22 protein-coding genes are annotated in these 22,096 nt (G+C 62.7%); 13 read left to right on the forward strand and 9 right to left on the reverse strand.

From position 1 onward, the window contains the following. Positions 1-12: 12 nt before the first annotated feature. Positions 13-1,032 (reverse strand): anthranilate phosphoribosyltransferase, encoded by a 1,020-nt coding sequence (trpD, locus tag QC815_RS11790; RefSeq protein WP_230448233.1) that lies wholly within the window; start codon positions 1,030-1,032, stop codon positions 13-15. Positions 1,033-1,068: 36 nt separating this feature from the next. Continuing rightward, the gene (locus QC815_RS11795) at positions 1,069-1,659 is read right to left on the reverse strand and encodes an anthranilate synthase component II (protein WP_230448232.1); all 591 of its coding nucleotides are present in this window, start codon (positions 1,657-1,659) and stop codon (positions 1,069-1,071) included. Between the two features lie 246 nt (positions 1,660-1,905). Between QC815_RS11795 and QC815_RS11800 the strand changes: the two genes are divergently transcribed. After that, positions 1,906-2,808, forward strand: a complete 903-nt coding sequence (locus tag QC815_RS11800; protein WP_310539912.1) for a metal ABC transporter solute-binding protein, Zn/Mn family — start codon at positions 1,906-1,908, stop codon at positions 2,806-2,808. A 21-nt stretch (positions 2,809-2,829) separates the two neighbouring features. Here QC815_RS11800 and QC815_RS11805 read toward each other — a convergent pair whose 3' ends face one another. Beyond that, positions 2,830-3,498, reverse strand: coding sequence for a phosphoglycolate phosphatase (locus tag QC815_RS11805; protein ID WP_230448230.1), 669 nt, complete (start codon positions 3,496-3,498; stop codon positions 2,830-2,832). 152 nt (positions 3,499-3,650) lie between these two features. Between QC815_RS11805 and QC815_RS11810 the strand changes: the two genes are divergently transcribed. After that, positions 3,651-4,949 (forward strand): NAD(P)/FAD-dependent oxidoreductase, encoded by a 1,299-nt coding sequence (locus QC815_RS11810; protein ID WP_310539915.1) that lies wholly within the window; start codon positions 3,651-3,653, stop codon positions 4,947-4,949. Between the two features lie 7 nt (positions 4,950-4,956). Here the strand turns inward: QC815_RS11810 and rpe are convergent, their stop codons facing one another. Next, a complete protein-coding gene (rpe, locus tag QC815_RS11815) occupies positions 4,957-5,652 on the reverse strand; it encodes a ribulose-phosphate 3-epimerase (RefSeq protein ID WP_230448228.1) in 696 nt (231 codons plus the stop codon). Positions 5,653-5,937: 285 nt separating this feature from the next. On the opposite strand from rpe, the gene cysP reads away from it, so the two are divergent. The 5 genes from cysP to QC815_RS11840 are packed head-to-tail and all read left to right on the forward strand — an operon-like array spanning position 5,938 to position 10,395. After that, positions 5,938-6,948 (forward strand): thiosulfate ABC transporter substrate-binding protein CysP, encoded by a 1,011-nt coding sequence (cysP, locus tag QC815_RS11820; protein WP_230448227.1) that lies wholly within the window; start codon positions 5,938-5,940, stop codon positions 6,946-6,948. A gap of 25 nt (positions 6,949-6,973) precedes the next feature. Then, the gene (gene cysT, locus QC815_RS11825; protein WP_230448226.1) at positions 6,974-7,828 is read left to right on the forward strand and encodes a sulfate ABC transporter permease subunit CysT; all 855 of its coding nucleotides are present in this window, start codon (positions 6,974-6,976) and stop codon (positions 7,826-7,828) included. Then, positions 7,828-8,655, forward strand: coding sequence for a sulfate ABC transporter permease subunit CysW (cysW, locus tag QC815_RS11830; RefSeq protein ID WP_230448225.1), 828 nt, complete (start codon positions 7,828-7,830; stop codon positions 8,653-8,655). Before cysT ends, cysW begins: the two co-directional genes overlap by 1 nt. Further along, on the forward strand, positions 8,652-9,749 hold the full coding sequence (locus QC815_RS11835) for a sulfate/molybdate ABC transporter ATP-binding protein (protein ID WP_230448224.1): 1,098 nt from the start codon (positions 8,652-8,654) through the stop codon (positions 9,747-9,749). Before cysW ends, QC815_RS11835 begins: the two co-directional genes overlap by 4 nt. Before the next feature lie 52 nt (positions 9,750-9,801). Further along, positions 9,802-10,395: a YajG family lipoprotein gene (locus QC815_RS11840; RefSeq protein WP_310539918.1), complete on the forward strand. Its 594-nt coding sequence runs from the start codon at positions 9,802-9,804 to the stop codon at positions 10,393-10,395. Positions 10,396-10,447: 52 nt separating this feature from the next. Here QC815_RS11840 and tmpT read toward each other — a convergent pair whose 3' ends face one another. From tmpT to QC815_RS11855, 3 genes are read right to left on the reverse strand one after another with little or no spacing between them, the layout of a single operon-like run. Continuing rightward, positions 10,448-11,080 (reverse strand): thiopurine S-methyltransferase, encoded by a 633-nt coding sequence (gene tmpT, locus QC815_RS11845; protein ID WP_310539920.1) that lies wholly within the window; start codon positions 11,078-11,080, stop codon positions 10,448-10,450. A gap of 16 nt (positions 11,081-11,096) precedes the next feature. Beyond that, positions 11,097-11,732, reverse strand: coding sequence for a TIGR04211 family SH3 domain-containing protein (locus QC815_RS11850; RefSeq protein WP_310539922.1), 636 nt, complete (start codon positions 11,730-11,732; stop codon positions 11,097-11,099). A gap of 49 nt (positions 11,733-11,781) precedes the next feature. After that, positions 11,782-12,108, reverse strand: a complete 327-nt coding sequence (locus QC815_RS11855; protein ID WP_230448300.1) for a DUF1820 family protein — start codon at positions 12,106-12,108, stop codon at positions 11,782-11,784. Positions 12,109-12,373: 265 nt separating this feature from the next. On the opposite strand from QC815_RS11855, the gene QC815_RS11860 reads away from it, so the two are divergent. Beyond that, on the forward strand, positions 12,374-14,413 hold the full coding sequence (locus QC815_RS11860; protein WP_310539923.1) for a hypothetical protein: 2,040 nt from the start codon (positions 12,374-12,376) through the stop codon (positions 14,411-14,413). Next, entirely contained in the window at positions 14,410-15,183 is a 774-nt protein-coding gene (locus QC815_RS11865; RefSeq protein WP_230448219.1) for a TlyA family RNA methyltransferase, read from the forward strand. Before QC815_RS11860 ends, QC815_RS11865 begins: the two co-directional genes overlap by 4 nt. On the opposite strand, the gene mscK is transcribed toward QC815_RS11865, so the two are convergent. Beyond that, positions 15,180-18,485, reverse strand: coding sequence for a mechanosensitive channel MscK (mscK, locus tag QC815_RS11870; protein WP_310540029.1), 3,306 nt, complete (start codon positions 18,483-18,485; stop codon positions 15,180-15,182). The two genes, QC815_RS11865 and mscK, sit on opposite strands and share 4 nt — an antisense overlap. A gap of 179 nt (positions 18,486-18,664) precedes the next feature. Here mscK and QC815_RS11875 point away from each other — a divergent pair, with 179 nt between their 5' ends. The 4 genes from QC815_RS11875 (at position 18,665) to QC815_RS11890 (ending at position 20,793) form a co-directional block, all read left to right on the forward strand. After that, complete coding sequence (locus QC815_RS11875) at positions 18,665-19,693, forward strand: phospholipase A (protein ID WP_230448218.1); 1,029 nt, start codon at positions 18,665-18,667, stop codon at positions 19,691-19,693. A 71-nt stretch (positions 19,694-19,764) separates the two neighbouring features. Then, positions 19,765-20,097 carry an ElaB/YgaM/YqjD family protein gene (locus QC815_RS11880; protein ID WP_230448217.1) on the forward strand — a complete coding sequence of 111 codons (333 nt, stop codon included), beginning with the start codon at positions 19,765-19,767 and terminating at the stop codon, positions 20,095-20,097. Further along, the gene (locus tag QC815_RS11885; protein ID WP_310539925.1) at positions 20,097-20,498 is read left to right on the forward strand and encodes a phage holin family protein; all 402 of its coding nucleotides are present in this window, start codon (positions 20,097-20,099) and stop codon (positions 20,496-20,498) included. The genes QC815_RS11880 and QC815_RS11885 overlap by 1 nt, the downstream gene beginning before the upstream one ends. Next, entirely contained in the window at positions 20,473-20,793 is a 321-nt protein-coding gene (locus tag QC815_RS11890; RefSeq protein ID WP_230448215.1) for a YqjK family protein, read from the forward strand. Before QC815_RS11885 ends, QC815_RS11890 begins: the two co-directional genes overlap by 26 nt. 34 nt (positions 20,794-20,827) lie before the next feature. Here QC815_RS11890 and QC815_RS11895 read toward each other — a convergent pair whose 3' ends face one another. Next, positions 20,828-22,012, reverse strand: a complete 1,185-nt coding sequence (locus QC815_RS11895; protein WP_230448214.1) for a BaiN/RdsA family NAD(P)/FAD-dependent oxidoreductase — start codon at positions 22,010-22,012, stop codon at positions 20,828-20,830. Positions 22,013-22,096 lie beyond the last annotated feature (84 nt).

A 22,096-nucleotide genomic window follows, 5' to 3' on the forward strand; every position in this document is an offset into this window, starting at 1 on the left:
TTGTTTAAGGGCCTACTGCTTAAAAACGCTGGTGAAGTGAGACAGTTCTTTAAGCTTTTCAAGCGGCAGCTTGGAAGCCTGGGCATCCTGCGCCAGCATCACGCCTTCTTTCAGGCTGTCGGCCACGCCCGCGCAGTAAAGCGCCGCGCCCGCATTCAACGCCACCATGTCCGCCGCCGCGCCTTCACCGCTCAGCGCGGCCTTGACCAGGCGCAGGCTGTCTTCAGCGCTTGAAGCTTTCAGGGTGGCGAGGCTCTGGCGTTCGATTCCCAATGCTTCCGGGGTGATCGTGTACTGGGTAATGACGCCGTCCTTGAGTTCGGCTACCTGGGTGGGCGCCGCCAGGGAAATTTCATCCAGGCCGTCCTCGGCATGCACGACCATGACATGGCGGCTGCCAAGCTTGTTCAGCACCTCGGCCATCAATGGCACCAGCGAGGGCGCATACACGCCCAGTACCTGGTTTGGCGCGCCGGCAGGATTGGTCAGCGGGCCGAGAATATTGAACAGCGTGCGCACGCCCATTTCACGGCGCGGGCCGATGGCATGGCGCATCGCCGGGTGATGGTTGGGGGCAAACATGAAGCCCACGCCGACCTGCTCGATACAGCGAGCCACTTCCTCGGGCTGCAGATCCAGATAAATGCCGGCGACGTCGAACAGGTCGGCGCTGCCGGATGACGACGAGACGCTGCGGTTACCGTGCTTGGCCACGTGGGCACCCCCGGCCGCCGCCACGAAACTGGCCGCCGTCGAGACGTTGAACAGGTTGGCGCCATCGCCACCGGTGCCCACGATGTCGACCACGTTCTCCGCATCCAGCGCGACCCGCTTCATCAGGTCGCGCATTACCTGGGCGGCGGCGCTGATCTCGACGGCGCTCTCGCCTTTCATCGACAGTCCCACCAGCAGGCCGCCGATCTGGGCGTCGGAGGCTTCACCGGTCATGATCTGGCGCATCAGCGCGTGCATGGCATCGAAAGAGAGGTCTTCGCGGCGCATCACCGCGTTAATTGCGTCTCGCATTTGCATGAGCAGAAAAGCCCCTAAAGCATGTGAAACCGGCGATCAGCCGCGTTGTAAAAAGTTGGCCAGCAGCGCATGGCCCTGGCGAGTCAGGATGGATTCCGGGTGAAACTGGACGCCTTCAACGTCCAACTCCCGGTGGCGCAGCCCCATGATGACGCCCGGCGTCACGTCGTCATCGGCGGTTCTGGCCGTTATTTCCAGACACGCGGGCAGGCCCTGTTCATCCACCACCAGCGAGTGGTAACGGGTCACCTCCAGCGGGTTGCCCAAACCGGCAAACACCCCCTGGCCGTCGTGGGCTACCGCCGAGGTTTTACCGTGCATCACCTGGGGGGCGCGCACCACCTTGCCGCCGTAGACCTGGCCAATGGCCTGATGCCCCAGGCACACACCCAGTATGGGTAACCGGCCGGCAAACCGCTCAATGGCGTCAAGCGAAATCCCCGCCTCGTTGGGCGTGCAGGGGCCGGGAGATATCACCAGGTGCGTCGGCGCCAGCGCTTCGATCTGCTCGACGCTGATCTCGTCATTGCGATAGGTCACCACCTCGGCGCCCAGCTCGACCAGGTACTGAACGATATTGAACGTGAAGCTATCGTAGTTATCCAGCATCACTACTTTTTGAGCCATAACGAATTGAAACCCCAATAAAATGCCACGCAATGGCCCACAGGTTAGCCAATCCGTTACCCGGCCCGGTCGTGATCTGCCATTTTCGTCAATCGGCTTCGATTGTAACGCCATGCCGGCTCGTACGTCACGAACTTGTCCTGCTGTTGCCGCCAGGGGCGACAGGAACTGGCAAGGCGGCATGACAATCTTTATTATCGGTTACTTTGCACGACAGCCAGGAGCCTGGGATGCGCTAATAAGCTGATGTACGTAAGCTCGCTCTTGGTGGCGTTGCTGCTCGTCAACCTGCCTGCCATGGCGCAGACCCCGCTGCGGGTTGTCGTTTCGTTCTCGGTGATTGCCGACCTGACCGAGCGCGTGGCCGGTGACGACGCAAGCGTTGACGTGATCGTGCCGCCCGGCGAGGACGTCCACCGCTGGGAGCTCACCCCGCCCAACGTCCTGGCGCTGGAAGATGCCGACCTGGTGCTCTATAACGGCTTTGAGCTGGAACCCTGGCTGCGCGACGTGCAGGCCATCGTCGAGGACGAGCTGCCCATGGTGGCGCTGGCCGAACACGCCGACTATCCGACGCTGCCGCTGACCATCGGCCGCTACCAGAACAGCGCCAACCCCCATATGTGGATGGCGCCCCAGGGTGCCGCCGCCTACGTGGACGTTATCGCCGACACCCTGTCGGCGCATGCGCCGGGTCATGCCGAGGCGTTCAACCAGCGGGCCGACGACCTCAAGCAAACGCTCACGGATCTCGACGCCGACATCCAGGAGCGGCTGGACGGCATTCCCCAGACCAACCGGTCGCTGGTCACCAGCGAAGCAGGGTTGGCCTACTTTGCCAATGCCTATGACCTTGAATACACCGCCCTGTGGGGCATGAACCACGAAACGCTGGGCAAGGCGGCGGCGATGGCCCACCTGCAGGCGCAGCTTGCCGACACGCGCCCGCCGGCGCTGTTTTATGAAAGCACGACCCCGAAGATCCACATGGATGCCCAGGCACGCGACGCCGACCTACCGCTGGCAGGACCCCTCTATGTGGATGCCTTGAGCGGCAGCGACGGGCCGGCCGCCGACTATACCGCCATGCTACGCCACAACGTCGAACTGCTTCACGCCGCCCTCGGTGGTGCGCGAGAGGAAGACTGAACGTCCAGGCGTGACGCAGTCTCAGGCCATCAGCTCGGCCAGCGACGCAATGACCGCATCCGGTTCGCTGTCGCCAATCGGCTCGCCGTGGTTGTACCCGTAGGGCAGCGCCAGGGTGACAAAGCCCGCCGCCTTGCCGGCGGCAATATCGTGGCGTGAGTCCCCCACCATGACGCAGACACCAGGGGCGACCCCGCCGACCTGTGCGGCGTGCAGCAAGGGCAGCGGGGAAGGCTTTTTCTCGGCCAGGGAGTCACCGCCCAGACACAGCTTGAAACAGCCCCGTAAGTCGAAGTGATCGAGTATCGGTGTAATGAAGCGCTCGGGCTTGTTGGTGATCAACATCAGCGTAAACCCGGCGTCACGCAGGCCGCTCAGCGCCGCCCGCACACCGGGATACAGGGACGTCAGCTGATTGGGCGCCGCGGCGTAGTGGTGCAGAAACGCCGCATAGGCACGATCGAATAGCATTGCCTCGGGGGGTGCTCCCTGCGCCCAGGTCAGCGCCCGCTCGACCAGCACTGCCGCGCCGTTACCCACCCAGTCGCGTACGTCGTCCGTCGTCGGCATCGACAACCCCTGGTCGACCAGCGCACGGGCAACCGCCACCGTCAGGTCAGGCACCGAGTCGATGAGCGTGCCATCGAGGTCAAAGGCAATCAGACATTTGCCGTCAAGTAGTGGGTGCACGTAACCATCCTTTTTAACGTGATGCTCAATATTGCTGAAGCGCGCCCCACGGGCCCTCAGCGGGTAAGTTTAGCGCTTGTAAGCGACCGCCTGCATTCGTCAGTATCGCAAGAAACCACTATGCTGAAGACCCTTTCGTCGAGGAGTAAGACATGACCCTTCCCACCATCGTAATCGTTGGCGGTGGCGCCGGCGGTCTGGCGCTGGCGACCCAACTGGGTCGCACGCTTGGCAAGCGCAACCGCGCCGACATCGTACTGCTAGACCGCAACACCACCCACGTCTGGAAACCACTGCTGCACGAGCTTGCCACCGGCGTATTGAATTCCAGTATGGACGAGGTGGATTACCGCGGTCATTCCTCGGCGCATCACTACCGTTATCAGCGTGGCTCGCTGGCAGGCCTCGACCGCGAATCCAAGCGCCTGCACCTGGCCCCCATCGTGGATGAAGACGGCGTCGAGGTTCTGCCCGCCCGTGAGCTCGCCTACGATTACCTGATCATGGCGCTGGGCAGCGTATCCAACGACTTCGGGACGCCGGGGGTCGCCGACCACTGCCACTTTATCGACTCGCCGCAGCAGGCCAAAGCGTTCCAGCGCGACATGATCAATACGTTTCTGCGCTACACCGACCCCTCGCTACGCCAGCACCCCCAGCTGACCATCGGCATTGTCGGCGGCGGGGCGACCGGGGTGGAGTTGGCCGCCGAGCTCTTCGATGCCTCGCGTATGCTCAACGCCTATGGCGTCACCGCGGTAGACCACCAGCAAATCAGCGTACATCTGCTGGAGGCTGCGCCGCGCCTGCTTCCGGGCCTGTCCGAACGTATCAGCCAGACCGTCCAGCAAGAGCTGGAAGACATGGGCGTCACGGTTCACGTGGGCACCGCCATCAAGGCAGCCCAGGCGAATCGCCTGATCACCGGCGAAGACGAGGTGATCGAGACCGATCTCAACGTCTGGGCGGCGGGCATCAAAGCGCCCCCGTTTCTCGCCGAGCTGGGGCTGTCCACCAATAAAAAGCATCAGATCAAGGTCGAAAAGACGCTGCAGAGCATCGATGACCCGGCGATCTTTGCCATGGGCGACTGTGCCGACTGCCCACTGGGTGAAGACGGCAGCGTACCACCCCGCGCCCAGGCGGCGCATCAGCAGGCCAAGCAACTGGCCAAGAACCTGACCAACCAGCTGGAGGGCAAGCCGCTCGCCGACTTCGAGTACCGCGACCACGGCTCGCTGGTCTCTCTGGCCCGCTATGACGCCGTGGGCAGCCTGATGCGCAGCTCCGTCTCACGCGGGCTATTTCTGGAGGGCTGGCTGGCAAGGCGCGCCTACGCGTCCCTGTACCGCATGCACCAGCTATCGATTCACGGCGCGACAAAAACCGGACTGGCATGGCTGGTGGACAAGCTCAACCGTTATCTCAAGCCACGCATGAAACTCCACTAGGCAACGTTCAGCGTTTGGCCATGGCCGCCCTGAGCTGCTTGATCACCGAGTCATAGCCGTGGGGATCACTTGGGTCATGCGCGCTGAAGATGGCCGACCCGGCGACAAAGGTATCGGCACCGGCGGCGGCAATGTCGCCGATATTGTCGGCTTTCACGCCGCCATCGACCTCCAGACGAATCGGCCGTCCTGAGGCATCGATTCGCGCCCGGGTCTCGCGCAGCTTGTCCAGCGTTCCGGGAATAAATGACTGCCCGCCGAAGCCTGGGTTGACGCTCATCAGCAGCACCATGTCGATTTTATCCATCACGTAGTCCAGATAGGACAGCGGCGTGGCCGGGTTGAAGACCAGCCCGGCCTTGCAGCCCCCATCGCGGATCAGCTGCAGCGAGCGGTCAATATGCTCGGAGGCTTCCGGATGAAACGTGATATAGCTGGCGCCCGCCTCGATGAAATCACTGATCATGCGATCCACCGGCTTGACCATCAAGTGCACGTCGATCGGCGCCGTCACGCCGTGCTGGCGTAGCGCCTTGCACACCATGGGGCCGATGGTGAGGTTGGGCACATAATGGTTATCCATCACATCGAAATGCACGATGTCGGCCCCGGAGGCGAGCACGTTATCGACCTCTTCCCCCAGACGAGCAAAGTTGGCGGAGAGAATCGAGGGGGCAATCAAAAAGTCGTGCGCAGCGGTCATGTCACCTTCCTGCTTAGCTGAAAAAGAGTCAGTTTGCGCCCGCCGCTGAGCGGCGGCAACGCCCGGCGATAACCGTCGCCGTAAATGAAGGCAGCTATCTTAGCAGAAGCTTGCGCCTCAGGTTCAGGTCGGTAACGCTGGCGGGCGGATACCCACCCGCCAGCGTCCTGGATACCCTTATATGCCAAAAAAGAATATAAAACACAATTGTAATTCCACAATTACAGGTTTAATCTTGCTTGCTAACTATCGCCAACGCTGGCTTAGCATTTAAAGGAGCTTGTCATGCCGCTATCCGTTGTTTTCCGCCGCAGCCTGGTGGCCCTGGCCGTCGGCGCTTCGTTGTCCACCCCGGCCGTGGCGCAAGAACGCGAACTGCTGAATTCCTCCTACGATATTGCTCGCGAGCTGTTTGCCGAGATCAATCCCAGGTTTGAAGCCTGGTGGGCCGAAGAGCACGGCGAAGACGTCGAGGTCAGCCAATCCCACGGCGGTTCATCTGCCCAGGCACGCGCCATCATGCAAGGGCTGCGCGCTGACGTCGTGACGTTCAACCAGGTGACCGATGTCAACGTCCTCGCTGAGGCGGGCCTGGTGGACGAAGACTGGCAGGAGGCGCTGGACAACAACGCCTCGCCCTACTATTCAACCACGGCGTTTCTGGTGCGCAAGGACAATCCCAAGGACATCGAAAACTGGGACGACCTGGTCGAGGAAGACGTCGAGATTGTCTTCCCCAACCCCAAAACGTCGGGTAACGGTCGTTACACCTACCTGGCCGCCTGGGGCTTTGCCGACGAGCAATTTGACGGCGACGAAGAGCAGATTCAGGACTTCATGCGTACCTTCCTCGCCAACGTGGAGGTCTTCGACACCGGCGGTCGCGGCGCGACGACCAGCTTTATCGAACGTGAGATCGGCGATGTGTTGATCAGCTTCGAGTCCGAGGTCAACAACATTCGCAAGGAATATGGCAGCGATGATTACGAGGTAATCGTGCCGCCTACCAGCATCCTTGCGGAGTTCCCCGTAGCCGTTGTGGGCGAAAACGCTGAGCGAAACGGTAACAGCGACCTGGCGCAAAGCTACCTGGAATACCTCTACCGTGAGGACACTCAGCGGCTGCTGGCAGGCTTCAACTATCGTGTGCACCATGAGGCGGTGGTCGAGGAATTTGCCGATCAGTTCCCCGAAACCGACCTGCTGAAAGTTGAAGATGTTTTCGGTAGCTGGCCAGAAGCGATGGAAACGCACTTTGAAGGTGGCGGCATGCTCGACCAGCTTCAGCGCCGCTAATTCTTTTCATCCGCCGGATTGAGCCATGAGCCACTTCGCCCTTCGTCACTCCGGCAGCGCGCGCGTGCTGCCGGGCTTTGGCCTTTCTATGGGTATCAGCGTGCTGTTTATTTCGCTGGTCCTGCTGCTGCCCATTACCGGGCTTTTCGGCCAGCTGGCCGGGCTTAGCCTTGCCGAGTACTGGGCCATCATCACCGAAGGCCGGGTGGTCGCCAGCTACATGGTCACCATTGGCGCGGCGGCTGTCGCCGCGCTGGTGAACGCGGTCTTTGGCCTGCTGCTGGCGTGGGTATTGGTGCGCTACGACTTTCCCGGCAAGCGGCTGCTTGACGCATTGATGGACCTGCCCTTCGCGCTGCCCACCGCCGTTGCCGGGATCACCCTGGCAACGCTTTATTCCGGCAGCGGCTGGATGGGCGGCTGGCTCGAGGCCATCGGCTTCAACGTCGCTTACACCTGGGTCGGCATTGCCCTGGCCATGGCGTTCACCAGCATTCCGTTTGTCGTGCGCACCGTTCAGCCGGTCCTTGAGGACATGCCAGCCGAAGTCGACGAGGCGGCCATGACGCTGGGCGCCACCGACGGCGTGGGTTTTCGCCGGGTCATCATGCCCCATCTCTGGCCCGCTCTGGTCACCGGGACCGGGCTTGCATTCGTGCGTTCGCTCGGCGAGTTCGGGGCGATCATCTTCATTGCCGGCAACATGCCCTACGAAACCGAGATCACTGCGCTGATGATCTTCGTCAAGCTCCAGGAGTACGACTACGCCGGGGCGTCTGCCATCGCCTCGGTGGTGCTGTTCGTGTCGCTGGCCCTGCTGCTGGCGATCAATATCTGGCAGGGCCGTTTCGTGCGCCGCCTGCACGGAGGAAACGCCTGATGCAACGGATCGGAGACGCGCCCCTCGTCCGCCGCCTGCTGATTGCCACGGCAGTGGGGCTATCGGGGCTTTTTCTGCTGCTACCGCTGGTCGCCATTTTTGCTCAGGCGTTTTCCCAGGGCGTGGGCGTTTTCTGGACCAACGTCAGCGACGTTTACACGCTCCACGCCATTGGCCTGACGCTGGTGATCGCGCTGCTGACCATTCCGGTATGCCTGGTTTTCGGCGTCGCGCTAGCCTGGCTGGTGACCCGCTTCAGCTTTCCCGGCCGGCGTCTGCTGCAGACGCTGATCGATATTCCCTTTGCGGTCTCGCCTGTCGTGGCTGGGCTTGTCTACCTGCTGCTTTACGGGCGCAACGGCTGGATCGGCGGCTGGCTGGACAGCTACGACATTCAGCTGATGTTTGCCTGGCCGGGCATTCTGATGGTGACCATCTTCGTCACCTGCCCGTTTGTGGCACGGGAGCTAATTCCGCTCATGCAGGCCCAGGGGTCGCGGGAAGAAGAGGCCGCCGTCGTGCTCGGCGCATCCGGCTGGACGACGTTTCGCCGCGTTACCCTACCCAACATCCGCTGGGCGCTGCTGTACGGGATCATTCTGACCAACGCCCGCGCCGTGGGTGAATTTGGCGCGGTGTCGGTGGTCTCCGGCGCCATTCGCGGCCAGACCAACACCCTGCCCTTGCACCTGGAGCAGCTCTACCAGGATTACAACGCCGTGGGCGCGTTTGCCTGTGCGGCCTTGCTTGCCTTCATCGCCCTGTTAACGCTTGCGGCCAAGGCCGGACTCGAATGGCGCGCCGCGCGCCGGGAGGCTTTTTCATGAGTATCCGCTTACACAATATCGCCAAACACTTCGGCGGCACCCGAGCGCTTGAGCCGATCGATCTGGATATCCACGAGGGCGAACTGGTCGGCCTGCTGGGCCCCTCCGGCTCGGGCAAGACCACCCTACTGCGCATTATCGCGGGCCTTGAAACCGCCGACCGGACCCCGACGCCCGGCAAGATTCTATTCGGCGATCGCGACGTCTCGCACATACACGTGCGCGACCGGCGTATTGGCTTCGTGTTTCAGAACTACGCGCTATTCCGCCATATGAGCGTTTACGACAACGTGGCGTTTGGCCTGACGGTGATGCCCCGCGGGCAACGCCCCTCGCGCCAGGACATCCGCGCCAAGGTGTATCGTCTGCTAGAAATGGTCAAGCTGGAAGCCTTCGCCAATCGCTACCCGGCACAGCTGTCTGGCGGCCAGCAGCAGCGCGTCTCGCTCGCTCGGGCACTCGCCGTCGAGCCGGATGTGCTGCTGCTCGACGAGCCGTTTGGCGCCCTGGATGCCAAGGTTCGCCAGGACCTGCGCCGCTGGCTGCGCCACCTCCACGACGAGCTCAACTTCACCAGCGTGTTCGTCACCCACGACCAGGAGGAGGCGCTCGAGCTGTCCGACCGCGTGGTGGTGATGAGCAATGGGCGAATCGAACAGATCGACACCCCGGAAACCCTCTATCGCGCGCCCCAGAACCGTTTCGTGTTTGAGTTTCTGGGCGACGTTAACCACCTGGAAGGCAAGGTGCAAAACGGCACGCTTACCTGTGGTGACGCCCATGTAGCGGTGGATCTGCCGGACGGCGACGAGGAACTGTTGCTGCGCCCCCACGAAATTCGCCTGGCCGAGCAACCCAGTGCCGATAGCCACCTGCCGGTGACCATTACCGCGATCTCCCCGGTCGGCGCGGAAGTCCGCGTGGAGCTGGAAGCCGACTGGCTGGCCAGGCCCTGGCTGGCCACGGTGCGCCATGCCGACTTCAACCGCCTGGCGCTGAAGCGCGGCCAGCGGCTGTATGCCCATCCCCGGCACTGGCACCGCTTCAAGGAAGACGTCGCGGTTCCGGACACGTCACCTGTCGGCGTCACTTAAGGTATACTTGACGGCCTACACGCCCTTAAACATAGCCACAGCGGAGAACCCCATGCGTCGGCGTCAATTGTTCAGTTTATCAGCGATCCTGCTGGCCAGCGTCTGGCTGGCGGGCTGTGCCAGCCCGCATTACCTGCAGCTTTCCCCCGAACGCACCGCCGAGGTCACATCGGTGGGCCAGGGTCAGGAAGTCACCGTCCTGGCGCAGGACGGGCGCGACAGCGACGTCATCGGCAACCGTGCCGGCGGCGGCATGTCCACCGCGAAGGTCACTGTGAATAGCCATGAAATCATTCCGCGCTTGCAGCAGGAAGCCGAGCGTGCGGTGGCCGACATGGGCTTTACCCCGACCCACGAAGCCGCCGATGGACGCCCCAGCCTGACGCTGGAACTGGCCAGTCTTTCCTACGCCCACGGCAACAGCGATCAGCCATTGATCGACGAGGCCCGGCTGGAAGGCGTGCTGCGCGCCATCGCCCGCAATGACGGCACGACCTACACCGGCACCTACACGTCACGGCGCAGCCAGGAATACGCGGTGAAGCCCGACAAGGCCACCAATACCCGGATGCTCAACGACCTGCTGGGTGACGCGCTCAATCGCGCCTTCAGCGATCAGGATCTGGGCCGGCTGCTGGCCCGCTAAAAAGCCAACGACGGCGTTCGCCCTTCTTTCTTTAGTGTGCGTCAGCCGCTGGCTAGGCCAGCGGCCCTCGGCGCACCAGATGCCACACCTTTTCGCAAAGCCCCCGTTCATCCGGCTCGCTTTCCTCCAGCAGGGTCAGCCGGAAGTTGGGTGACAGCAGCGTCTCGACTTCCTGGTTCGGCACGCTGTAAGGAGGCCCGGCCTTCTCCCCGTCGTGGGTCAGGCTCACCAGCAGCCCCTTGGCCCCGGGCGGCACCAGCTGAGCAAGATGGAAGGCATAGCGCTGGCGCGTCGCTTCCGGCAAGGCTATCAGGGCCGCGCGGTCGTAGAACGCTCCGATTTCGCTTGCCTGCTGGATATGCAGGTGGAAGAAGTCGCCGCACCACAGCTCGATACTTCCCTGGCGACAGATTGTGAACCCGGCCTGCTGGTAGCGCGCCACCGGCACCGACGACTCGGCCAGAAACTGCTCGACCGCTTCCGGCGCCAGCTCGATCCCGAGCACGGGGTGATTTGCCTCGGCCAGCCAGCGCATATCCAGGGTCTTGCCACACAGTGGCACCAGCACCTTGGCGCGGTCAGGCACGCCAAGCAAGGGCCAGTAGCGCTGCAGTGCTGGGTGTGGCCTGGGCAAATGAAAGCCGATGCGACCTTCCTGCCACCTGGCACGCCAGAGATCCGTCATACCCGCTCACCCACCGTCAAAACCAACGGTCGCGTTTTTTACGCCGCCGCGGCAGATGCGGCACGATGAGTCCGACCACCAAACCGGCACCGGCGACGCCGCCGCCATACATGAAGTAGCGCATCAGCAGGTCTTCTTCCTGGGTATCCAGGCGGGCTTGCAGGGCACGTACCTGTTCGGTGGACTCGTCGGCGCGACTGCCCAGCTGATCATTGCGGGTTTCCAGTTCATCAATGCGCTGCTGGCGGGCCTCCAGCGTTTGGCGCATGCTCGCCACCCGCTGCTCCCACTCCTCATTGATGCCATCCAGCTCCGCCGTCAGCGAATCGACCTGGGACTCGAGCTCAGGCAGTTGCTCGGTGGCGCTGGGAGTCTGCTGCAGCTCATCGCTCAGGATCCATACTGCGTCCCCACCTTCGCCGCGGACTCGCGTGTAGTCGCCGCTGGTCTCCAGTACTTGCACCTGCTCCCCCACCGTTAGCGTGCCGACGATGCGATAGCCGTCGGTGGGGCCGCTGCGCACGAAGGTGGAGAGTTCGTCGGTTACCCAGGCATCGCTGCCTGACTGCGCTGAGGCATTTACACACCAGACACTGACTAGTATACCGGCGGCTACCGTCCGGTATCGGTGACAAAATCGAGCTACTTGCATGACGTAATGTCCTAGTTAATACGCCGCCCAAAGGGCAGCGCTCACATGACTAATCACCGCGCGGGGGGAGTGGAAAGGGACGTGGAAACTCCGCCACCTGCGCGTCACTTTTAACGGCTTTCAAAGGCCCCTCGCGCTCCACTTCATCGATACGCACGATGGCATTGAGCGGTAGGTAGCTTCGCTTGACGCCCTCGAAGGTGTGCCGCAGTTTTTCACTGGCGGGGTCGACCACCACCCGTGAGGCATCTTCAAAGACAAACTCCTCGACTTCAATAAAGCCCCAGAGTTCGCTTTGAAAGATCTCGCGCACGTATAAATCCCAAATTTCACCCTGCTGGTGCACCACCACTCGGTAAATCGGCTTGGCCGCCATCTTGGCCTTTCCCTCTTGCCACTGGAACATTCAATTGACCTCACAGCTTAACATATCCGTATCCACAAGCGTTTGCCGCGCGACAAGCATGCCTGGCTGAATCCAGCGACGGCAGGTAGGGTGGTACCAGGCTGGCTTATGGTACTCGGTGGAGAATGATCTACGTTAGGGATGAGAAGGTGCTTACGCGTCGTGATCGACGAAAACAGCCGGACGATCGCGACTTCCATGTATAATCCCCGCATACCCGGGACAAGGAATCAACGTGACAACCGATCAACAGCCATCGACGCAAGACGCTGAGCTAAACGGGCTGCTGACCCACTTTGACGATGCCGTGCAGCAACTTTTGCAGGCGCCGACGTCGTTGAAACCTGCGCAGCTGCCGCGCGTGCTGGACATGGCACGTCAACTGCTGATGCGCAACGGCGGCGCTCAAGCGCTCGAATACCGGGCCCAAGCGTATGAATCGGCAGGCGTCTTTCTGGGCTCCGATTGGCAGACGCCCCAGTTCCTGGTGCCCACCCTGACCACGCTGTCGCTCAAAAGCACCGACCCCAACGTGGTGGTGATCGAGGCGCTCAGCGAGCTGCGGCTTCTCGCCGTGGCCAAAGGGGATTATCCCCACCCGCTGGTGTCGGAGGAGTTTGCCCATCATTACCTGACACAGGTGATGGCCATCAACCTCTGGCTGCTGTTCACCGCGCCCAGCGAGGCTGAACGCGAACAACAGGGCCGTTTGGCCGTTATCCCCCGCCAGCTTTTCCAATACCTGGCCGAGCGGATTGGCTACGAACACATCATCGATCAGTTGATCGATGAAATCTGGCGGATTCTCAAGCAGCGACCCATCCAGGTCGAGGCCATCAAGCAGATGATCACCCAGATCGCGCTGTGCCAGGTCAACCCCGAGATCGACCTGGGGGCCAGCGGCCAAGGCGCCGACCGGCTGGTCAGCTCGCTTTACGGCCCCACCCAGGCGTGCCGTGAAGACCCAGGCATCGAGGTCTATCGCGAACGCCTCGACGGCATGGACCAGGCTGCCCTCCAGGCCGAGGCCACCGGCTTTGCTCGCGCCATGCACGATACCGGCCTGGTCTCGCCGTACCATGCCGTCCTGCTGCGCCACCTGCTGGAAGAAGGCGACCACCTGGTGAGCGAAGCGCTGGGGCTGTCGTCCACCGGCCGCGACTGCCTGCTGTGCTATCGCGAGCTGGCCCACGCGCTGATCCGCGGCGGCGTCTACCCGGCTACCGCTCAGTCGGTCTACGGCCTGGCGCTGATGCTCGAACGGGGCATTCTCTATCAGCCGCCGGTGGCCCCTGCCATGTGGCGCCAGCTCAACCTGCCGCTGTCCGAATGGTCCCAGTATCGCCTTAACCTTGCCTTCGGCGAGACGGCATCGTCCCGAGCACGTCTGCTGGAAGGCGTGCTGTGCATGCTGGGCCTGCCGCTGGGCGTGGGCCAGGGTAACAACCCCACCTGCCAGTCGGCCCGCGCGCTGTCGATGTGGGCCTACAACGACCCGGACTACCTGCTGCAGATGGTGGCCTGGGCGGCGCGTGATGACGAGATCATCATGCACTTTGAAGGTCAGGCGATCTCCTCCATGGCAAGCCTCTCCGGCGTTGCCACCGAGCTGCCCATGGACCTCGACCCCGTCTCGCTGATCGTGGTGCCTCATCTGGATCGCATCTATGCCGAAATGGGCCGCCGATGCCTCGGCCGCGAGGGCGACCCCCACCGCTGGGTCAACCCGGAGTTCCACGGCTGGTGGTCAGGGCGCGGGTTTCGCATCAACGTTGACGTGGCGTCGGGTCAGCTCACCGAGGTGGACGACTTCATTCGTCATTTCTACGCCTGCTATCACCCTTACTACAACGGCAACCAGCCGCTGATTCATCCTCAGCCGGCGGGTATTGCCGTGACAGACAGCGCGGCACGGTTTATCGGCTGGCACGCCATCACCATCCTGCGTGCGTCCCTGGATCCCAACGACGTGATGCGCGTCTACTTCTACAACCCCAACAACGACAGCGGCCAGGATTGGGGCGACGGCGTCAAGGTCAGCACGGCGGGGCACGGCGAACGCTTTGGCGAAGCCTCGCTACCGTTTCCGCAGTTCGTCTCGCGGCTTTACATTTACCACTTCGACCCGCTGGAAAGGGGCGAACTGGCCACGGTCACCGAGGACGAACTCAGCAACGTCAAACGCTACCTGCGCCAAAGCTGGGGCGCCGAGCGGCTGCCCGCCGCCGAGCTGCAAGCCAGCGAAGTCCCGGATCAACCGCCCTACGACCTATGAGGCGACTCGACCAACTGCTCGTCAGCCAGGGGCTGGCGAGTTCACGCACCCGCGCGCAACGGCTTATTCGCCATGGCCGCGTGTCACTCCCCGGCTGCGTCCAGACGCTCGTCAAACCCAGCGAAAAGTGGCCCGAGGATACCCGTTTTGAGGTCGCCCCGGACCCGGAAGAGCGTTATGTATCCCGGGCCGGGCTCAAGCTCGAAGCGGTGCTGGCCGCCCTCGATCTGCGGCTTGATGGCCTTAACGTACTGGATGTCGGCCAGTCCACCGGGGGCTTCAGCGATTGCGCCCTGCACGCCGGCGCGCGCCATGTAATTGGCGTCGAGGTCGGCCACGGCCAGCTCGATGCCCGCCTGCGTCGCGACCCACGCGTCACCTGTCTCGAGGGCATCAACGCCCGCGCCATGCGCGATGTGCCTTCCCTCCAGGACGCACTCCGCGAGCACCCCATCGACCTGGCGGTGATGGACGTATCGTTCATTTCGCAGACCCTGATCCTGCCCGAGCTGGCCGCCCTGCTGCCCGCTAATGGGCGGCTGATATCGCTGGTCAAGCCGCAGTTCGAGCTGACCCCGAGCGCGCTGGACAAACGCGGCGTGGTGCGCGACTCGGCGAACTATCCCCAGGTGGAAGCCCGCCTGCGCGATGCCTGCCAGTCGCAGGGGTTGATGGTTCAGCATTGGCAGGTGAGCCCGATTACCGGCGGCGACGGCAACCAGGAGTTTCTGCTCTATGCGCAGAAAACCAACGGCCAGACCATGGCCTAGCCACTGAACGGCGCTTCGGGTGGCTTGAAGGATTCCACTTTCACCGCATCGCCCGCATCACGGTGCAGCCAGACATCCATCTGCTCAAACGCCACGCGCACGTCCGCCTCGCGGAACAGGGCGTCCACCCGGCAGTTGACCTCGTCGGCGGCAAACAGCCGATCCAGCAGGTCGTTGACAAAGATGCGCAACTCGAAGTTGAGGCTGTGGGGCCCGTAACTCATGCAGAACACCTGGGGCTCGGGGTCGGTGAGCACCCGAGCGTTTTCATCCGCGGCCTGGCGCAGCAGACGATGCACCAGGGCCAGGTTCGAGCCGTGGGCCACCCCGTAGGTCAACACGACCCGGGTGACGTTGTCGGAGAGCGACCAGTTGATCAGTTGATCGGTGACGAAGGTTTTATTGGGAATGATGATTTCCTTGCGGTCGAAATCGGTTACCGTCGTCGCGCGGATACGAATACGGCTTACCGTGCCGTGCAGATTGCCCAGGGTGATGGTGTCGCCAATGCGAATGGGGCGCTCGAACAAGATGATCAGCCCGGAAATGAAGTTGGCAAAGATCTCCTGCAGGCCAAACCCCAGCCCTACGCTCAAGGCCGCCACCAGCCACTGCAGTTTATCCCAGGATACACCGAGCGTGGCCAACGCCGAGACCACACCCGTGCCGACAATGGTGTATGACAGCAGCGAACTGATCGCGTAGGCGCTGCCCTGCTTCAGCGTCAGGCGGGACAGCACCATGACCTCCAGCAGCCCGGGCAGGTTGCGCGCCATGATGAACGTCAACGCCACTACCAGCAGCGCACTGAACAGATCCGAGATTGACAGCGCATTGTCGACCAGCTCGCCGTCGGTGTTCTCCCACAGCGACACCTGATCCAGATAGCCAAGCACCGACAGCAAGTCCGCCCATACCAGGTAAAGCAATCCGCTGAAGGCAATCAACAGGATCAGCTTGGACAGGCGTAGCGACTGGGTATTGATCTGCTCCATGTCCAGCGGCGGCTCCTCCACCACTTCCAGGCCGCCCTCGGCGCCCTCCTGTACCTGGGCGCGACGTCTGGCAAGGGCCCGGCGGTACGCCAGCCGCCGGGCGGCAACGGCGAGGCTGCGCACCACCGTGGCTTCGACCACCACCCACAGCCCCAGCAGGTAGAGCGTGGCAACAAAGCGGCCGACCAGTCGCAACGCGGTGTATTCATAGCCCCATACCACCATCCCCAGCAAGGCAACGGGCACTGCCGCCATGGCCAGCCCCAGCAGCAATCGAAACAGACGCACCCCAAAAATCGGCACGTGAGCCAGAATCAGGCGCGCCAGGCAGATGCTCATGGCCAACAGCCCCAGGGCCAGGAGCATCAGGGCCACGGGTCGCTGGGCGAGCGGCGTCTGCAGGTTGTCGGCCAGCGTCGAGATTGCAATCACCGGCACCAGCGCCACGCCCAGCCAGGCCAGCAGCCCCCGCAGGCGCGCGTTGTAAATCGGTGACCAGGTAAAGTGCTGCTCGGCCACGCCGTTCACCACCAGCAGGCGCCGCCCCAGAGCAATCACCATCCAGCTCAGCGCCAGCTGCACCAACGCCGGTGCCAGGGTCACCGCTAGCGTGCTCTGGGTCGAGGCCACGGCCGCGCCGGCACCGGCCAGCGCCAGGGGCCCGGGCACGGCCAGCAGCGCATTGAGGAAAACGGCTTTGGGCGTGTGCAGCTGCGTGTCGCTCTTGAGACGCCCTATCTGACTGTGCAGGTGCGCCAGACGAGCCTTGACCCGTCGACGCAGGGCGACCAGTACCAGACTGACGGCCAGCAAAGGCGCGCCGCTGAGCATTCCCCAATCCGGGGCCGGCCAGCGTGTCGGCAGGATGGCTCGCCATTCGCCTTCCTGCCATTCGAGACGCAGATGCTTAGGTAATTGGCGCAGCCAGTTGAGATCCAGGGGGCGGCTGTTGGCCACCCAGAAAAGCTGCTCGTCGATGGTGGTACGCAGCGTCTGGGTCGTGGACAGCAACTGCTGCTGATTGAGTTGCAGTTCCACGGCAGCACTCAGCAGGCGTCCGTAAACTTCCTCGAGTTCCTCGACCAGCTCCCGGCGCGACTGATAAAGCCGCGACAGCGACGTGATCAACGCCGGGGTGGCCTCGATGTCAGCGTCATCGAGCCGCTGTCTGGCCAGCTGCTCGGCCTGGCGAAGCTGATCGCGCTGGCGGACCAGATCAAACTGCTTGAGCCGCAGGTCGGCGATTTCATCCTGCAGGTCGCGGCGTGGCAAGACATTGGGCAGCGACTGACGCTGCTCGCGGAGAATCCGCGAGAGCAGCTGGCTGCCGCGGATGGCTTCAATCTGCTCGTTCAGGCTGCGCTGGAGCTGGCGCACGTGCTCAAGCTGGCGCTGCGCATCGATGTTGTCACGCAGCAGGGTGTTATCCCGCTCGCTCGCTTGAAGCAGCGCCAGGCTCAATGCCTGGTTGCGCTCCTGGGCCTGAACCACCACCGGGTGGCCGGCGGCGATCAGCGGATTATCCTGGGCCGCGTCGGCAATCGCCTGCTCGGAAGCCAGGCGCCGCTGCCGGTCGATGACGTTCTGCAGCAGGTTGAGCCGCTGTTCGTGATGGTCGATTTGCTGCATCAACAGGTCGCGGCGCTGCTGAGCGAGGTCACGCAGTCGCCCGTTGGCACTGAGCTGGCGCTGATAAAGCGCCACTTCCCGCTCGGCGACGGCGCGCTCGAGGCGCAGCTGAATCATGCGCGGGTCGCTGAGCGCCGACAGCTGGCGATCGCCGAGCAGCGCTTCACGCTCAGCAGCGTCACGGCGCAAGGACTCCATCCGCTCGAGGGTGACCGCCATGGACTGCTGGGCGCGCTCGGGTAGCGTCTGGGCGGTGAGGAACTGCGAGTTCACTTCCGCCAGCTGGCTCTGCAGCCGCTGCAGGGTCGCCAGCGCTTCGGCCTGCTGGGACTCGAGCGCCGCCAGCGGCAGGTCGCTGAGCTGCTCGATGGACGGCATGTCGTCGCCCTCTTCTGCCTCGTTGAGCTCGCGCTCGACGGCGATCAGCGCATCCGGGGCCTGGCTGACCCGTTTTTCCAGCTCGGCAAGCTGCTGATCGATGGCCCCCAGGCGCTCATAGGCTTCCAGGGCGGCGGTTAGCGCCTGTTGATCCAGCGCCTGCTGTGCGTTTAACGTTTCCTGGGCGCCAAGCTCGGCGAGTCGTTGCTGAAGCGCTGCTTCGTCAGGCACGTCATCCAGCGTGGCCGCGTTCAAGGCGACGCTACATAAAAGCAGCCCCAAGGCCACTAACCCCTTCATAGCCAAGGGGAAGGCGAATTTCACCACGGGCTGTGCCTCGCTGACGCATCGATGTTGAGCCGCGCCATTGTCGTAGGTTGCCCGTCACCGCGCAATCATAACGGTTGACTTACGCCGACAGCGTGATAGAAAAGCGTTGGCACAGGTACGTGCCTCACCCCCATTCATGTGAGTTCTCGATGGTCATTCGACACCGACGTTTAACACCTTTCATGTTGCTGGCCGGATTGCTGGCCGCTGGCACCTTTGCTCACGCCGATACCCGCGACGATATCGAAACACGCATCCGCGAGCTGAATAACGAGCTGTCCCGGCTCCACCAGCAGTTACAGCAGGTGGATGAGCTCGAGGCCGACGGCGAAACCGTCGTGCCGCCCCCCGAGCTGGTCGCGCTTGAAGATCTCAACGAGCGGCGCCAGTTGGAGCAGGCATCGGGGCGTAATCCCTTCTCGATCACCACGCACCGAACCAATTACCTGTTCCCGGTAAGCTACAATGAAAAGCAGAATCGCGAGAATTTTCGCAGCATCTCATCCGACACTGCCCCCGACGATATCGAGCTGAAGTTCCAGTTCAGCGCCAAGGTCAATCTCGCGGAGGATGTGCTGTGGGACGACGTGGGCGACCTTTACTTCGGCTATACCCAGCGCAGCTGGTGGCAGGCGTATAACACCGATGCATCGTCGCCGTTCCGCGAAACCAACTACGAGCCCGAGGTGTTTATCGACATCGACACCCCCTGGGATGCTTTCGGCTGGGTCAACACGCGCAACCGCGTGGCGATCAACCATCAGTCAAACGGCCGCTCCGACCCGTTGTCGCGCAGCTGGAACCGCGTCTATCTGGAAAGCATTTTCCAGAGTGGTGACTGGGCCGTCACCTTTGCCCCCCACTGGCGTATTCCCGAGTCGGAAGAGGATGACGACAACCCCGACATCGAGCGCTACATGGGCTACGGTGACATTCGCGTCGCGAAACGCCTCGATGACAACCACGAGATCAGCGGTCAGCTACGGGGCAACCCCAGCGCCGGCAATATGGGCACCCAGATCGACTACAGCTGGCCGGCGTTCAACTCGCTGCGCGCCCATGTCCAGTATTATTACGGCTACGGAGAAAGCCTGATCGACTATGACCATCAGGTTCACCGGCTGAGCATCGGATTCAGCCTGAACCCGTTATTCAGCGCCAGCGGCCTGAACCGATAGGCAATTCACTTGTCAGTGTTGATGCGGCTGCTATGCTGGTAGCTGTTCACTTATCGTCAAAGGATGACAACATGGCTAAACGTCAAAACGAAAGCACCGCACAGGCCGATCAGCTCAAAGAAGATCTGCGCCACCTGAGCGACACCGTCGAGGAACTGGTCAATGCCACCTCAAAAGACGCTAGCGGCGAGATGCGCGATCTTCGCGCCCGCGCCGAGCAGCGCCTCAAGGATACCCGTCACCGTCTGGAAGCGCGCGGCGAGCGCCTCTACGAAGACACCCGTGAGTCCCTGACCCATCAGGCCGACGCCTGCGATCGCTACGTCCATGACAATCCCTGGACCAGCATCGGCATCGGCGCTGCAGCGGGCGTCATCGTGGGTATGCTGCTCGGTCGTCGCTAATGGCTTTGGGGCCTACCCAACGCGTTTTTTCAGCCGCTAAGCGGCTCCTCAATTCACTGATTGCCAATGGTGAAACGCGGTTACGTTTAGCGGTCGTCGAGCTGGAAGAAGAGCGCTCAAGGCTTTTGGTATTGATGCTGCTGGCCGGTGCCAGCTTGCTGCTTCTACTGCTCGGCGTTGCCACCCTGGTGGCGATGGTGGTGGTGCTGTTCTGGGATACCTACCGGCTTACCGCCATTGCGATAAGCGCCTTGGTGCTGATCCTGGCAAGCATTACCTTGGGCATCATTGCCCTCCGCCAGGCCAAACGGCACACCCTGCTGAAAGAAACGCTCAATCAATTAGCCGCCGACCGCGCTTTGCTGGAGGCCAAGCATGCGCCCGACCAACGCCCCCGCTAAGCCGCCAGGTGCCGAGACTCGGCCACCTTCCCGGGCCGAGCGAAAAGCACGTTTGCTTGCCGAACTTGAGCAGCAGCGTGTCGATATCCTGGTCGACAGCGACCAGCTGTTGCAGGCAGCGTCTCCCATCGACTCCGGCTGGCAGCGCTTCAAGATGCCCGCCTACTTGATCGGCGGGCTGGTCGCGCTGCGGCTGGCGCGTAACCCGCGGGGTGCCCTTGCGGGCGGCCGCAAGGTGCTGGCCGGCTATATGCTTTTGCGCAAGCTCAAGCTGCTTGCCAGGGCCACCAGCTGAGCAAGCGCCGTCCCCGGTAGCCACACAGCCTGGGTCAGCAGGCCTGGCCGCAGGCCACCCCGCAGGCCCACGCCCATTGAAAGTTATGCCCGCCCAGTTCGCCGGTCACATCCAGCACCTCACCGATAAAGCGCAACTGCGGCAGTCCGTTGACTTCAAACGTCTTGGACGAAATGGCCTGAGTGTCCACCCCGCCCATGGTGACCTCCGCCGTTCGCCACCCTTCCGTCCCCGCCGGCTTCAGCTGCCACCGGTTGAGTCGATCGGCCCAAATCTCAAGCTGGGCATTGCTGTACTGCGCCAGGGGCTGGGTATCTCGACCGTCCGGATACCATTCGCACAGGGATTGCGCCAAGCGCCTGGGAAAGTGCTCCATCAGCCAGGTAGAGAGCTGGCGTTTCGGCGTCTGCTCGCGAGCATGGCGCAGCAACGCCTGGGCATCCTGAAGGGGCAACAGGTCGATTTCGACTGTCTCACCGGGAGACCAGACGCTGGACGCCTGGAGTATGCCGGGGCCGGACAGACCGCGATGGGTAAACAGCATCGGCTCGCTGAATGCCTTCACGCCGGCCCTTACCGTCACCGGCACGCTGACGCCTGACAGCTCGCTGGCCCGGGCCTTCCACTGGTCGCTCAGCGTGAACGGCACCAGTCCCGGTGTCGTCGGCCGTACTTCCAGGCCAAACTGGCGGGCAAGGTCGTAACCGAAACCGCTGGCCCCCATGGTGGGGATCGACAGCCCGCCGCTGGCGACGACCAGCACGCCCGCCTCGATCCGGCCCATGGAGGTGGTCAACCGCATGGCCTCGCCACAGCGCTCGACCGCCTCGATGCGGGTGGCTAACCGCACGTCCACCCCCGCCCAGTCGCACTCGGTCAACAGCATTGTCACGATGGCGCTGGCGGAATCGGCACAGAAGAGTTGGCCCGGTGCTTTTTCGACGTAATCAACGCCATGGCGCTCCACCAGTTCGACAAAATGCTCGGGGCGATAGCGCTTCAACGCCGAGATGCAGAAGGATGGATTGGCCGAATAAAAATGCTGTGGGGTGGTCGCGAGATTGGTAAAGTTGCAGCGGCCACCGCCGGACATGAGGATCTTTTTGCCGGCTTTCTTGGCATGATCGATGACCAGCACCCGCTTACCCGCGTATCCCGCTTGCGCAGCGCACATCAGGCCGGCCGCGCCAGCCCCGATGATCACGACATCGTAGGTCATTCGTTACCGCCCCCGAGCGTATCAAAAGGCGGCATTCTAGCAGCCCCTCGGGGTGTTTTTGTTGTATCATGAAAATAATAAATA

This window comes from Vreelandella gomseomensis, assembly GCF_031451645.1.
Taxonomy (GTDB): Bacteria; Pseudomonadota; Gammaproteobacteria; order Pseudomonadales; family Halomonadaceae; genus Vreelandella; species Vreelandella gomseomensis.

Coding starts and splice junctions, on each gene's coding strand:
- tmpT (WP_310539920.1), bottom strand. CDS start 11,080: ATGACGGATCTCTGGCGTGCCAGGTGGCAGGAAGGTCGCATCGGCTTT.
- QC815_RS11840 (WP_310539918.1), top strand. CDS start 9,802: ATGCGTCGGCGTCAATTGTTCAGTTTATCAGCGATCCTGCTGGCCAGC.
- QC815_RS11800 (WP_310539912.1), top strand. CDS start 1,906: ATGTACGTAAGCTCGCTCTTGGTGGCGTTGCTGCTCGTCAACCTGCCT.
- trpD (WP_230448233.1), bottom strand. CDS start 1,032: ATGCAAATGCGAGACGCAATTAACGCGGTGATGCGCCGCGAAGACCTC.
- QC815_RS11875 (WP_230448218.1), top strand. CDS start 18,665: ATGGTCATTCGACACCGACGTTTAACACCTTTCATGTTGCTGGCCGGA.
- rpe (WP_230448228.1), bottom strand. CDS start 5,652: ATGACCGCTGCGCACGACTTTTTGATTGCCCCCTCGATTCTCTCCGCC.
- QC815_RS11810 (WP_310539915.1), top strand. CDS start 3,651: ATGACCCTTCCCACCATCGTAATCGTTGGCGGTGGCGCCGGCGGTCTG.
- QC815_RS11865 (WP_230448219.1), top strand. CDS start 14,410: ATGAGGCGACTCGACCAACTGCTCGTCAGCCAGGGGCTGGCGAGTTCA.
- QC815_RS11885 (WP_310539925.1), top strand. CDS start 20,097: ATGGCTTTGGGGCCTACCCAACGCGTTTTTTCAGCCGCTAAGCGGCTC.
- QC815_RS11855 (WP_230448300.1), bottom strand. CDS start 12,108: ATGGCGGCCAAGCCGATTTACCGAGTGGTGGTGCACCAGCAGGGTGAA.
- QC815_RS11880 (WP_230448217.1), top strand. CDS start 19,765: ATGGCTAAACGTCAAAACGAAAGCACCGCACAGGCCGATCAGCTCAAA.
- cysW (WP_230448225.1), top strand. CDS start 7,828: ATGCAACGGATCGGAGACGCGCCCCTCGTCCGCCGCCTGCTGATTGCC.
- QC815_RS11835 (WP_230448224.1), top strand. CDS start 8,652: ATGAGTATCCGCTTACACAATATCGCCAAACACTTCGGCGGCACCCGA.
- mscK (WP_310540029.1), bottom strand. CDS start 18,485: ATGAAGGGGTTAGTGGCCTTGGGGCTGCTTTTATGTAGCGTCGCCTTG.
- cysP (WP_230448227.1), top strand. CDS start 5,938: ATGCCGCTATCCGTTGTTTTCCGCCGCAGCCTGGTGGCCCTGGCCGTC.
- QC815_RS11850 (WP_310539922.1), bottom strand. CDS start 11,732: ATGCAAGTAGCTCGATTTTGTCACCGATACCGGACGGTAGCCGCCGGT.
- cysT (WP_230448226.1), top strand. CDS start 6,974: ATGAGCCACTTCGCCCTTCGTCACTCCGGCAGCGCGCGCGTGCTGCCG.
- QC815_RS11890 (WP_230448215.1), top strand. CDS start 20,473: ATGCGCCCGACCAACGCCCCCGCTAAGCCGCCAGGTGCCGAGACTCGG.
- QC815_RS11795 (WP_230448232.1), bottom strand. CDS start 1,659: ATGGCTCAAAAAGTAGTGATGCTGGATAACTACGATAGCTTCACGTTC.
- QC815_RS11895 (WP_230448214.1), bottom strand. CDS start 22,012: ATGACCTACGATGTCGTGATCATCGGGGCTGGCGCGGCCGGCCTGATG.